The sequence below is a fragment of the Bacillus sp. FSL R5-0654 genome (assembly GCF_038008745.1).
Taxonomy (GTDB): Bacteria; Bacillota; Bacilli; order Bacillales; family Bacillaceae; genus Bacillus; species Bacillus safensis.
On the sequence record NZ_JBBOZV010000001.1, the window covers coordinates 2,523,643 to 2,536,093 of the forward strand.

Here is a 12,451-nt window from a genome sequence, read left to right on the forward strand (position 1 = left end):
GATGATAAGTCAAAAATTGTACAAAACAAGGCACGAGTCACTCGCGCCCTGTTTTATTATTATGCACCATATTAACGGTTTTCTACAAGAAAATCAATTGCTTTACGAACTTTTAGATCTTCTTTCATTGCTTCAGTAGATCCGATCGCTTGTTTGATGTTTTCAATTGGCATGTTGTATGCTTCAGCCATTTTTGAAAGTTCTTCTTCCACTTCTTCGTCAGACACTTGTAAGTTTTCTGCAGCAGCAATTGCTTCAAGTGTTAGGTTAGATTTAACGCGTTTAGCAGCATCTTCTTTCATTTGCTCTTTCAGCGCATTTTCATCTTGTCCAGAGAATTGGAAGTAAAGCTCAAGGTTCATTCCTTGCATTTGAAGACGTTGTTCGAATTCTTTCATCATGCGGTCTAGCTCAGTGTCAACCATCGCTTGTGGGATGTCAACTTCCGCATTTTCAGAAGCTTTCGCAACTAGCTCTTCACGAAGTTTTCCTTCTGCTTCGTTTTCTTTTGCTTCTTCAAGACGTTTCTTCGTTTTTTCAGTTAACTCAGCAAGCGTTTCTACTTCTTCATCAACATCTTTAGCGAACTCATCGTCAAGTGCTGGAAGTTCTTTTGCTTTGATTTCATGAATTTTCACTTTAAATACAGCTGGTTTACCTGCAAGGTCTTCAGCATGGTATTCTTCTGGGAATGTAACTTCTACGTCTTTTTCAGCGCCAGCTTCAAGACCAACTAATTGCTCTTCGAAACCAGGAATGAATGAACCAGAACCTACTTCAAGAGAGTAGTTCTCAGCTTTTCCGCCTTCGAATGCTTCTCCATCAACGAATCCTTCGAAATCAAGAACAACTGTATCGCCGTTTTCGATTGCGCCTTCTTCTTTGACAACAAGCTCAGCTTGACGGTTTTGCATGCCTTTAAGCTCTTCTTGTACATCTTCATCAGTAACAGCTGTGTCGTCTTTTTCTACGTTAAGACCTTTGTAGTCACCAAGTTTTACTTCAGGCTTCACTGTTACTTTTGCAGTGAAGATTAAGTTTTCGCCTTTTTCGATTTTCTCAACATCGATTTCAGGGCGGTCAACTGGCTCGATACCAGCTTCGTCGATTGCTTTTGGATATTCAACCGGAAGAAGAATATCTAATGCATCTTGATAAAGAGATTCTACACCAAAACGCTGCTCGAAAAGACCACGTGGTACTTTCCCTTTACGGAATCCAGGGATCGATACTTGCTTAACCACTTTCTTAAATGCATCATCAAGTGCTTTGTTAAATGTTTCAGCGTCAACTTCTACAGTTAGTACGCCTTCGTTACCTTCTTGTTTTTCCCATTTTACTGACATGTGTGTTTCCCTCCAAAAATCTATTCAGATTGTGCGTTGCTCCATTCTAAAGCATCATAAAGACTTCGTCCAATCAAAAAACCACGCACCCCGCTAAGAAGCTTGCATTATGTATACAACATTTGACTTGATTATACATATCGTCTTTCAACCGTTGGAATCTGACAACTGCACTATATATGCACAAATACAACCATTATATTATAACATAACAAGTCCGTCTTTCAACTAAATCGACAAATTACAAATAAGAAATTTCTTCAATATCTTTCAGCATTGTGCAAGCTTCTCTCAGCTCTCGTTCGTTAAATTCATACAATAGATGCAATTCTTCGAGTTCAATCTCAATCCCATGCATTTCATAGCCTACTTTATGAAGTGCCGCTGCCCAAAGACTCGGATCTGTGTATTTAGGAAGAAATGGATACAACACAAATAAGTGCCGGCGCCATAACTCTTCCACGGCTTGGTAAAGGGTCGGATTCTCATTGCCGAGCGTGTCATCAAGCATACGAAGGACTTGCTGAAGAAGCGGCATCTGCTCTGGCTTTACAGCCTCAGAAGGAATAAGGGTTAAAGAATCACCGAATTTTGTCACATGAACCTGTTTTGCCACATCATGATCTGCCAGAAGCTGCAGGATCATTGATTTGACCAAAGGGTTCCCATCAGGATTTTGTAATATGGTATTTAATAGACCCATATGCGGTGTAATATTCCGGTCTTTCAATGAATGAATGAACTGGACCTGTTCTTCCGGACGCTTCAGCATATCATCTATGTTGACCTCACTTCCGGCGTCCTCATCTTCATCTAAAATCTCTTCAGGTGATTCAATCATTTTTCTGCTAAATTCGAGCAGCTTGTAAAAATGCTCCGCGCTTTCTGCCGGAAGATGGTTTTCCTCAAGCACAGCCTCAATCGTCTGTTTGACTTCTTCATATTCTTTCAGCTGAATGAGGATCGTCATATACACTTGGAGCACAGTGAAATAGTGGCCATATCCTTCATGCAGCATTTTTTCACAAACACGCTTTGCATCCTGCAGCTCACCCAGCTCCAGAAAACAAATAGCCATTCCGAGGTGAATATCGGATTCTTCATCGTCATCATACGATTTAGCTTCTGAAAACAAGTGAAGCGCCTCTTGATACTGCTTATCTTTTAATGCTGCCATTCCTTTTTCAATCAGTCTTTCTTTCAGACCAGGAAACAAAATGACATTATCTTTCTTCTTGTCATGCTTCATGCTTACGTTCCTTTCGGGCGCATATTTTTTATCAGTTTACCAACGAAGATTAGTAAACACAAGTAACGAGAGGTTTTCATGCAAAAAAGAAGCCGTCACACCTCGGGCGGACAGCTTCTCGTTGCTTAAGCGCGCAGCCAGCTGCTGCGCTTTTCTTCAAATGCTTGAATGTCATCTTCTAGTAGTAATGTTAATGAAATCTCATCATAACCATTTAGGAGCATTTCTCTCCAGTGAGGGTCGACTTGAAAAGGGGTGATATTCCCTTCGTGATCTTCTATTTGCTGTTTTTCAAGATCAACCGTCATCTCATACCCTTTGTTCTCATATGACGCTGCGAAGGTTTTCCACACATCATAATCAAGGCGAATCGGAAGCATCCCATTTTTAAAGCAGTTTTGATGAAATATATCTGCGAATGATGGTGCGATGACAATTTTAAAGCCATAATCATCAAGCGCCCAAGGAGCATGTTCCCTAGATGATCCGCAGCCAAAGTTTTCTCCTGCGATCAAAATGGATGCTCCTTCATAGATCGGCTGATTTAGTTCGAAATCTGGATTTGGGCTGCCATCGGCTAAATAACGCCAGTCGAAAAAGGCAAAGCGGCCATATCCTGTTCGTTCGATTCTTTTTAAAAATTGTTTCGGAATAATTTGATCTGTATCTACATTAATCCGGTTAAGCACAGCGGCTTTCCCTTTATGAGTGACTAAAGGCTCCATCTATGACAACTCCTTACACGACTGTTTTCTCTTGATTAAACTTCCTGACATCGACAAAGCGGCCATGTATCGCAGCCATTGCAGCCATTGCCGGGCTGACAAGATGCGTTCTCGCACCCTTCCCTTGACGCCCTTCAAAGTTACGGTTTGATGTGGACGCGCAGCGTTCGCCCTCCGGTACCACATCGTTATTCATACTAAGGCACATACTGCAGCCTGATTCTCTCCATTCAAATCCTGCTTCAAGGAAGATTTCATGAAGACCTTCTTTTTCTGCTTGCAATTTGACACTTTGAGAGCCAGGCACCACAATCGCTCTGACATGATCTGCTACTTTTTGTCCTTCAATCATAGAAGCAGCTTGACGTAAATCAGTCATTCTTGAGTTCGTACATGAGCCGATAAAGACATGCTCAATCGTAATATCTTCTATACGCTGATGCGGGTGGACACCCATGTATTCGTAAGCACGAATTGCTTCTTTTTGATCATCTTCTTGTGCAAAGTCCTCAGGTCCTGGGATTGATGCATCCACAGGCAGTACCATTCCTGGGTTAATTCCCCACGTAACCATTGGTGAAATCTGATTTCCATCTAACACAATGGTTTTATCGTAGGTTGCACCTGGATCTGTTCTAAGTTCTTCCCATTCTTTAATAGCTGCTTCGAAGTCTTCACCCTGCGGTGCATATTTGCGTCCGCGGCAATATTCGAAGGTGACTTCATCAGGTGCAATCAATCCTGCTCTTGCGCCTGCTTCAATTGACATATTACAAACGGTCATCCGCTCATCCATCGTCATGTTTCTGAATACTTCCCCAGTGTATTCAATGACATAACCTGAGCCGAACTTCACGCCGTGCGCACCAATGACGGCTAAAATGACATCTTTGGCGGTTACCCCTTTTTGAAGCTTTCCGTCTACTCTAATTTCTAGCGTTTTCGGACGCTGCTGCCAAAGTGTTTGTGTAGAAAGTACATGTTCAACCTCACTAGTACCGATCCCAAAGGCAAGTGCACCAAACGCGCCGTGAGTTGATGTATGACTATCTCCACAAACGATTGTTTTCCCCGGAAGTGTCAATCCAAGCTCAGGTCCAACGACATGGACAATTCCTTGGTCAACACTGTGAAGGTCAGCAAGACGAACGCCAAATTCCGCACAGTTGCGCTCTAAGGCACTCACTTGCTTTTTAGCAATCTCATCTTTGATCACAAATCGATTCACTGTTGGGATGTTGTGATCCATTGTCGCAAACGTATTTTGAGGTCTTCTCACCTTGCGTCCTTTTTGTCTTAATCCTTCAAATGCTTGAGGTGATGTCACTTCATGCACCAAGTGCAGATCAATATATAAAAGGTCTGGTTTTCCCTCGCCGCTTTTGACTACATGCTGATCCCATATTTTTTCGATGATTGTTCGAGGCATAACCCTTTTCCTCCCTCTACCTAATTCCACAAGATTCTATTTACACAATGGTTTGCACGCGCTGCTTGAGTGCGTCTACAACCGCATTAGTGATTTCTTCAGTCGTTTGATAAGTTCCCTCTTTTGCTGCTAAATCTTTTGTTCGTTTGCCAGAGGCAAGAACAGCTTCGACAGCTTCTTCTATTGCAGCCGCTTCTTCTTCTAATGAAAAGGATGTTCTAAGCAAGCTTGCTGCTGATAAAATGGTTGCCAGAGGGTTTGCAACGTTTTGCCCCGCAATATCGGGTGCTGAACCATGAATTGGCTCATATAAATGAAGGCCAGTGCTTGATAAACTAGCAGATGGCAGCATGCCGAGTGATCCAGTAATCATAGAAGCTTCGTCACTTAAAATATCACCGAACATATTCTCCGTCACAATGACATCAAATTGAGCGGGCTTGTAAATCAGCTGCATGGCAGCATTGTCGACGAGCATATGCTCAAATTCAACTTCTGGATATTGAGCAGCAACTTCTTCTACTGCATCCCGCCATAGTTTACTAGAAGCAAGGACATTCGCTTTATCCACAGACGTCACTTTTTTCCGTCTTGTTAAGGCCATGTCGAACGCTTCTTTTAATACGCGGACAATTTCTTCCTTTGTATAAAGGAGCGTATCAACGGCAGCTTCTTTTCCTTCATCATCCGTATAGCGTTCGCTTGGTTCACCAAAATAGAGACCGCCTGTTAATTCACGAACGATGACGAAATTGACTCCGTTAATGTGATCCTGTTTTAACGGAGATGCCTCGCTTAAGCTATCGAACACCTTTACAGGGCGGATGTTGGCAAATAAGTCCAGCTGTTTACGAATGGCGAGCAGGCCTTTTTCTGGACGGAGCTCTGGCGGGTTTTGATCCCACTTTGGTCCGCCGACTGCTCCTAATAAAATCGCATCAGCGTTTTTGCATACATCTACTGTTTCCTTTGGAAGCGGGTTGTTTTTTTCATCTATTGCGATACCGCCAATGAGCGCAGTTTCAAATTCAAATTCGTGCTTAAATTGCGCTGCTGTCTCTTGAAGGACTGCGACTGCAGATGTCACGACTTCCGGTCCGATTCCATCGCCGGGCAAAAGTGCAATTTTCTTTTTCATGAGAACCTTCCTCCTTTCCTATGAGATCGCGTGATGTTTCTCAATTTCAATCAGATTTGATTTGAAGATTAAATGTCTGTTCACCGCATTGACATAAGCTTTCGCCGATGCTTCAAGTACATCTTGCGCTACACCGCGTCCTGCTGTTTCTTTTCCTTCTATTGAAACAGTGACATATACTTCTGCTAGTGCATCTCTGCCTTTTCCATTTGATTGAATGCGGTAGTCCAGCAAATGAATTCTTTCTTCCATACAGCGCTCAAGCGTGTTGTACACAGCCTCTACACTGCCTGCACCTGTGGCTGCTTCTTGAATGACTTCCTGTGTTTCTTGATTTTTCAGAGAAACTGTTGCTGTTGGCATTTGTTCTGTTCCATAATGCACTTGCAGACTTTCAAATTCGTAGCCGATTTTTCGGTCTGCTACTTTTTCTTCTAATATAATAGAGATCAAGTCATCATCTGTAATTTCTTTCTTCTTCTCTGTCAAGTTCTTGAAAGTCTCAAAGAATTTATTGATTTCGTCTTCCGTTAGTTTAAAGCCTAGTGTTTTCATGCGGTCTTTAAACGCGTGTCTTCCGGAGTGTTTTCCAAGGACAAGCACATCTGTTGTCACGCCGACAAGCTCTGGAGAAATAATTTCATAGGTTGTTTTTTCTTTGAGGAAACCATCTTGGTGAATACCTGATTCATGTGCAAATGCGTTGTTTCCAACGACTGCTTTATTACGCGGCACAATCATTCCTGAGTATTTGCTCACTACATCACTTGTACGCTTAATTTCATTCAATTGAATCGTTGATTCGACCTGGTAAAAGTCTTTTCGAATATGAAGAGCTACTGCAATTTCTTCTAAAGCGGCATTTCCAGCGCGCTCGCCAATTCCGTTGACAGCTGTTTCAATTTGATCTGCTCCATTTTCAATAGCAGCAAGTGAGTTTGCTACAGCCATTCCTAAATCATCATGACAGTGAGCGGACAAGTTGACGCGGTCGATATTTGGAACGTGTTCCTTCATATATTTAAAGATATTCCCGTACTCTTTTGGCGCTAGGTATCCAACTGTATCTGGCAAGTTAATGACACTCGCCCCAGCGTCAATGACCTTTTCTACAATTTCTGCCAAGAAGGCAAGATCTGTACGGCACGCATCTTCTGCTGACCATTGGACAACTGGAAAACGTTCTTTCGCATATTTCACCATTGCGACAGCCTGTTCTACGACTTCTTCACGTGTTTTCTTTAGTTTATGCTTCAGGTGAATGTCAGAAGTGGCAATAAAGACATGAAGCCTTGGCTCCACTCCATCTTTTAATGCTTCCCATGCAGCATCAATGTCACCTTTCACACATCGTGCAAGACCAGCAACAGAACAGTTTTTAATCGTTCTTGCAATTTCTTGTACGCCTAAGAAATCCCCTCGGGATGAAGCGGGAAATCCCGCTTCAATGATATTAACCCCAAGGCGCTCAAGCTGCTTTGCAATGATTAGCTTTTCTTGTGCATTTAAGTTCACTCCTGGTGATTGCTCTCCATCCCGAAGTGTTGTGTCAAAAAAATTAATTTTCCGCACCGACGCTCACCGCTTCCTTTTTCTTTCCTTGTTTAACGAAAGGCATCATTTCACGAAGCTTTCTACCAACGATTTCAATTTGGTGCTCATTTTCATTTGCATTGATCGCATTGAAACGTGGACGATTCACTTGGTTTTCAACAATCCATTCTTTTGCAAATGTTCCGTTTTGGATATCAGTCAAAACAGCTTTCATTGACTCTTTTACCTTTGCATCTACAACACGTGGTCCTGAAACGAAGTCACCCCATTGGGCTGTATCAGAGATTGAATATCTCATGCCTTCTAAGCCTTCTTCATACATAAGGTCAACGATCAATTTTAGTTCATGCAGACACTCGAAGTATGCAAGCTCTGGCTGATAACCAGCTTCTGTTAACGTTTCGAATCCTGCTTTTACTAGTGAAGTAAGACCTCCACAAAGAACTGCCTGCTCACCGAATAGATCCGTTTCTGTTTCTTCTTTAAATGTTGTTTCAAGAACGCCCGCTCTTGCTCCGCCGATCGCTTTCGCATAAGCAAGTGCTTTGTCTTTCGCTTGGCCAGATACATCTTGATAGATAGCAAATAGGGCAGGTACACCAGCGCCTTGCTCATATGTTCTTCTCACAAGATGTCCTGGTCCTTTTGGAGCTACAAGATACACGTCTACGTCACTTGGAGGAACAATTTGATGGAAGTGAACGTTGAATCCGTGTGCGAATACAAGTGAGTTGCCAGCTTCTAATTGATCTTTGATTTCTTCATCATATACTTTCTTTTGCTGCTCATCTGGAAGTAGTACCATCACGACGTCTGCTTGTGCCGCTGCTTCTTTTACTGTGAATACTTGATGACCGTCTTCTTGTGCTTTTGTATAAGATCCGCCTTTTCTTACGCCGACGATCACATCTACGCCGCTTTCTTTTAAGTTCAATGCATGTGCATGACCTTGTGAACCGTAACCAATGATTGCTACCTTTTGACCATTTAATACGTTTTCTTGAATATCACCGTTATAATATACTTTTACCATTTGACTCTCTCCTTTTGTTTAGACAATTGAAATTGTTTTATTTGTTTGCGGCTTTTGCTGATTATCTCTCGCAAAGGCCGTAGTGCCAGTTCTGGCGACTTCTTTAATGCCGTATGGCTTAAGTAATTCAATGAGTGCTTCAATTTTTGAAGACTCACCTGTCACCTGAATGACGACACTCTCTCTGCTCACATCTACAATAGAAGCTCTAAACGGTTCAATGACCCCTGTGATCTCCATTCTAGATGCTGGTGCAGATACGACTTTTATCAAAGCCAGCTCTCGCTGAACGATTGATTGGTTTGTAATGTCTGTTACTTTCAGCACATCGATTTGTTTGTTCAGCTGTTTTGTCAGCTGCTCGATGTCTTTCTCCTGGTCTACATGGACGACGAACGTGATGCGTGATACATCTTGAATCTCAGAATGGCCGACCGTAATGCTTTCAATGTTGTAGTGTCTTTTAGTAAAGAGGCCTGTGATTCTGTTCAGTACGCCTGATCGATTTAATACAGTCAACACAATAATTCTTTTCAAGGTTTCACCCCCACCATCTCATGAAGTCCTTTCCCCGGTGCTACCATCGGGAATACTTTTTCATCTCGCGCTACATTGACATCGATGAAAACAGGCTCTCTAGAGGTTAAGGCTTCTTCAAGCTTTTCTTTCGCCTCTTCGTCTGATGAGATTCTGATTCCTTTAATGCCATAAGCTTCAGATAATTTGACGAAGTCTGGCTGCTCTGAAAATTTTGAATGCGAGTAGCGTTCTTCGTAGAAAATTTCTTGCCATTGTCTTACCATTCCAAGGCTGTGATTATTGAGTACAATCACTTTGACTGGAAGGTTCAGCTCACGGATAACGGCAAGTTCTTGCAGGGTCATTTGGAAACCTCCGTCTCCTAAAATCGCCACAACAGTTGCCTCTTGATCAGCCAGCTGAGCGCCGATGGCTGCTGGTAATCCGAAGCCCATTGTGCCAAGACCTCCAGATGTGACCCACTTATCTGCATTTTCAAATGGATAGAACTGCGCTGCCCACATTTGATGCTGTCCGACATCAGTTGCGACAATGGCTTCACCTTTTGTGAATTGATGAATGTATTCAATCAACTTTTGAGGCTTAAAGCCTTCTGCTTCGTTTTCAACGTACCAGAGTGGATATTCTTCCTTCCACTGATCTAATTGATTTTTCCATTCGTCTGATTCTCCTTGCTTCCCGTCTTGCTTGATCAGTTCTTCAAGAACGAGCTTACTGTCTCCAACAACCGGGATATGGGTATGAATGTTCTTGCCGATTTCCGCTGGGTCGATGTCTATATGAGCGACCTTCGCATGTTTCGCAAAATGATTGAGGTTGCCTGTTACCCTGTCATCAAATCTTGCTCCGATTGAAATGAGCAGATCACATTGATGAAGAGCCATGTTCGCTGCATATGTGCCATGCATACCAGCCATCCCTAGGAAAAGAGGATGCTTTGCCGGGAATCCGCCAAGTCCAAGCAGTGTATGAGCGACTGGGATTTGCTGCTGCTCTACATACTGTCTTAATTCTTCAGATGCTTTGCCATGAAGTACGCCGGCTCCTGCTAGAATGACTGGTTTTTTCGCTCTGCTGACAGCTTCTACTAATTTGCGAATTTGCAAATAGTTCGGCTCTACTTTTGGCTGATAACCAGGTAAATCAATTGGCTGATCATATTCAAAGGTTCCTTCAATGCCTGCGACATCTTTTGGAATATCAATCAAGACTGGACCAGGTCTGCCTGTTGTTGCGATATGGAATGCCTCTTTAATGACACCCGGTAATTCCTCTGGATTCCTTACCTGGTAGCTGTGCTTTGTAATTGGCATTGTGATGCCGAGTACATCTGCTTCTTGGAATGCATCCGATCCAATGACTGACGTTGCCACCTGCCCTGTGAATACAACAAGGGGAAGTGAATCAATCATCGCATCTGCAATTCCTGTCACAAGGTTTGTCGCTCCCGGCCCTGATGTGGCAATGACAACACCCGGTTTACCAGATACTCTTGCGTATCCTTCTGCTGCGTGAATCGCTCCCTGCTCATGTCTTGGCAGGACATGAAATAAACCAGAATCGTAAATTTTATCGTAGATTGGCAAAACTGCTCCGCCCGGATAGCCGAAAATGACTTCTACTTTTTCTCTTTTGAGTGCTTCAATTAACATGAGTGCACCGTTCATCGTTTGTGGTGCTTTTGATTTTTCCGTCTCCATTTGTACATTTGTCCCCATTTGATTTCCTCCTCTTTGTCTTGCTTCAGTCAAGTCCTTTCACCCTTTTCCATTCAAGATAGAGATATGAGACCATATAAAAAAGCCTTCTCACCCCACAATGACACTACTTTTCACTAGGTCAAAGGGGCGAAAAAGCTTTGTTTTTCGCGGTACCACCCTTGTTCACGGCAAACCCTGCTGCCGTCTCATGGACATCTTTCGTCCATTTTGGTAACGAGTGAGCAATGTCACTCGGTCTGCCCTACTATCATTTCAAGCAGACACTCAGAGGTGAGTTCACTTTAGAAAGTAACACCGGTTTCCAGCTAGCACCGGCTCTCTGTAGATACTGACTCTAAAGCTACTAGTCCTCTTCAACGTTTATCGATATCTATTTAACTTGCATGAATGTTTTCATCTGCAAAAACGACTTTTTCTCCCTCTTCAACTACTCGCTTACGGAATTGTTCAAGAAGTTTGTTTGTGTGGAACCCAGGTTTTCCTTCACCGATTGTACGGCCGTCAACTTTTACAACGGCGATGACTTCGGCTGCGGTTCCTGTTAGAAATACTTCTTCAGCTGTATACACATCATGTCTTGTGAATGGTTCTTCTTTCACTTCGTAGCCTAAGTCTTCTGCAATCTCCATGATGGCATTTCTTGTGATGCCTTCAAGTGCTCCGATATAACCTGGCGGTGTATAAAGCTTGCCTTTTTTATAAATAAACACGTTGTCTGCAGAACCTTCCGCCACGTACCCTTGATCGTTCAGCATCAGCGCTTCACTCACACCGGCCATATGGGCTTCGATTCGGACAAGAATGTTATTTAAATAATTTAATGATTTCACTTTTGGGCTAAGGACATCTGGACGATTTCGTCTTGTTGGAACCGTCACAATATCAATACCCGTTTCATATAGGTGCTTTGGAAAAATGGCCAGCGGCTCTACAATGATCACTGTGTTGGCTCTCTCGCAGTTGTTAGGATCTAAACCAAGATCACCCGCTCCTCTTGAGACGACAAGGCGAATATAGGCATCCTTTAGGCCGTTCCTTTCAACTGTATGAATCATTTTCTCCGTGAGTTCCTCAAGTGAATATGGAATGTTCAGCATAATGGATCTGGCGGAATCATACAGGCGGTCTAAATGTTCTTTCATTCGAAAGATATTTCCGTTATACACGCGAATCCCTTCGAAAACACCGTCGCCATATAAGAAGCCATGATCGTAAACTGAAATTTTCGCATCCTCTTTTTTCACGAGTTCATCGTTTAAAAAGATCCACTGTTCCTTTTGGTCTTCCATTTTCAGTGAGCACCCTCTCTTTCAAACAAAAAGTAGTTGAATTTTCAGACACTTTATATTGAAGTGTCTCTCGCTTGCACTGCGTGTTTGTTTAGCTTTTGTTGAACCCATCTTACGCCGCTTTCCATACAGTGTCAACAGCATTTTTAAAATTATTAGACAATTTAGACTAATCAAAATTAAATGTATACGCTTACACCTTTGCTAGACAAGGAATGAAAAAACTTAAAATTTTTTGTATTTTTTCTTCAATTTATTTACTTTACATGAACGGTTTTCTTTTGAGAAAACTTTTGTGATATTTTTTCACAACATTTTTGATGAATATTGTGAGATTTCATTGACTTTGTTTTTCTTTTAGCATGCCTTTCTAAAGCGTTTTCCTATGAATTTATGATAGAATGAGAGCATCTAATAGAAGGAGGGC

General features: G+C 42.4%; 10 protein-coding genes and 1 other annotated feature. All 10 genes read right to left on the reverse strand.

All coding sequences use genetic code 11. The annotated features are described in order from the left end of the window. Positions 1-71: 71 nt before the first annotated feature. The 10 genes from tig to ilvE all read right to left on the reverse strand — a co-directional run bounded on the left by tig (position 72) and on the right by ilvE (position 12,024). Positions 72-1,346, reverse strand: coding sequence for a trigger factor (gene tig, locus NSS76_RS12815; protein ID WP_025092483.1), 1,275 nt, complete (start codon positions 1,344-1,346; stop codon positions 72-74). Positions 1,347-1,587: 241 nt separating this feature from the next. Then, complete coding sequence (gene ddcA / locus NSS76_RS12820; protein WP_133744265.1) at positions 1,588-2,595, reverse strand: DNA damage checkpoint antagonist DdcA; 1,008 nt, start codon at positions 2,593-2,595, stop codon at positions 1,588-1,590. Positions 2,596-2,720: 125 nt separating this feature from the next. Next, positions 2,721-3,320 carry a 3-isopropylmalate dehydratase small subunit gene (leuD, locus tag NSS76_RS12825; RefSeq protein ID WP_024423183.1) on the reverse strand — a complete coding sequence of 200 codons (600 nt, stop codon included), beginning with the start codon at positions 3,318-3,320 and terminating at the stop codon, positions 2,721-2,723. Between the two features lie 13 nt (positions 3,321-3,333). Further along, positions 3,334-4,749 (reverse strand): 3-isopropylmalate dehydratase large subunit, encoded by a 1,416-nt coding sequence (leuC, locus tag NSS76_RS12830; protein WP_025092482.1) that lies wholly within the window; start codon positions 4,747-4,749, stop codon positions 3,334-3,336. Between the two features lie 40 nt (positions 4,750-4,789). After that, positions 4,790-5,887 carry a 3-isopropylmalate dehydrogenase gene (gene leuB / locus NSS76_RS12835; RefSeq protein WP_024423185.1) on the reverse strand — a complete coding sequence of 366 codons (1,098 nt, stop codon included), beginning with the start codon at positions 5,885-5,887 and terminating at the stop codon, positions 4,790-4,792. A gap of 18 nt (positions 5,888-5,905) precedes the next feature. Continuing rightward, positions 5,906-7,459, reverse strand: coding sequence for a 2-isopropylmalate synthase (locus tag NSS76_RS12840; RefSeq protein ID WP_024423186.1), 1,554 nt, complete (start codon positions 7,457-7,459; stop codon positions 5,906-5,908). Beyond that, on the reverse strand, positions 7,446-8,474 hold the full coding sequence (ilvC, locus tag NSS76_RS12845) for a ketol-acid reductoisomerase (protein WP_024423187.1): 1,029 nt from the start codon (positions 8,472-8,474) through the stop codon (positions 7,446-7,448). Before ilvC ends, NSS76_RS12840 begins: the two co-directional genes overlap by 14 nt. Positions 8,475-8,492: 18 nt before the next feature. Beyond that, on the reverse strand, positions 8,493-9,011 hold the full coding sequence (gene ilvN / locus NSS76_RS12850) for an acetolactate synthase small subunit (RefSeq protein WP_007501584.1): 519 nt from the start codon (positions 9,009-9,011) through the stop codon (positions 8,493-8,495). Next, positions 9,008-10,732, reverse strand: a complete 1,725-nt coding sequence (ilvB, locus tag NSS76_RS12855; protein ID WP_025092480.1) for an acetolactate synthase large subunit — start codon at positions 10,730-10,732, stop codon at positions 9,008-9,010. Before ilvB ends, ilvN begins: the two co-directional genes overlap by 4 nt. 122 nt (positions 10,733-10,854) lie before the next feature. Next, positions 10,855-11,101: a binding site (T-box leader), on the reverse strand. A gap of 8 nt (positions 11,102-11,109) precedes the next feature. Further along, positions 11,110-12,024, reverse strand: a complete 915-nt coding sequence (ilvE, locus tag NSS76_RS12860; RefSeq protein WP_024423189.1) for a branched-chain-amino-acid transaminase — start codon at positions 12,022-12,024, stop codon at positions 11,110-11,112. Positions 12,025-12,451: the final 427 nt, after the last annotated feature.

What these genes read in the sequence shown, in the direction of transcription:
- leuD (WP_024423183.1), bottom strand. Translation starts at nt 3,320, where the DNA reads ATGGAGCCTTTAGTCACTCATAAAGGGAAAGCCGCTGTGCTTAACCGG.
- leuB (WP_024423185.1), bottom strand. Translation starts at nt 5,887, where the DNA reads ATGAAAAAGAAAATTGCACTTTTGCCCGGCGATGGAATCGGACCGGAA.
- ilvB (WP_025092480.1), bottom strand. Translation starts at nt 10,732, where the DNA reads ATGGGGACAAATGTACAAATGGAGACGGAAAAATCAAAAGCACCACAA.
- ilvE (WP_024423189.1), bottom strand. Translation starts at nt 12,024, where the DNA reads ATGGAAGACCAAAAGGAACAGTGGATCTTTTTAAACGATGAACTCGTG.
- tig (WP_025092483.1), bottom strand. Translation starts at nt 1,346, where the DNA reads ATGTCAGTAAAATGGGAAAAACAAGAAGGTAACGAAGGCGTACTAACT.
- ddcA (WP_133744265.1), bottom strand. Translation starts at nt 2,595, where the DNA reads ATGAAGCATGACAAGAAGAAAGATAATGTCATTTTGTTTCCTGGTCTG.
- leuC (WP_025092482.1), bottom strand. Translation starts at nt 4,749, where the DNA reads ATGCCTCGAACAATCATCGAAAAAATATGGGATCAGCATGTAGTCAAA.
- ilvC (WP_024423187.1), bottom strand. Translation starts at nt 8,474, where the DNA reads ATGGTAAAAGTATATTATAACGGTGATATTCAAGAAAACGTATTAAAT.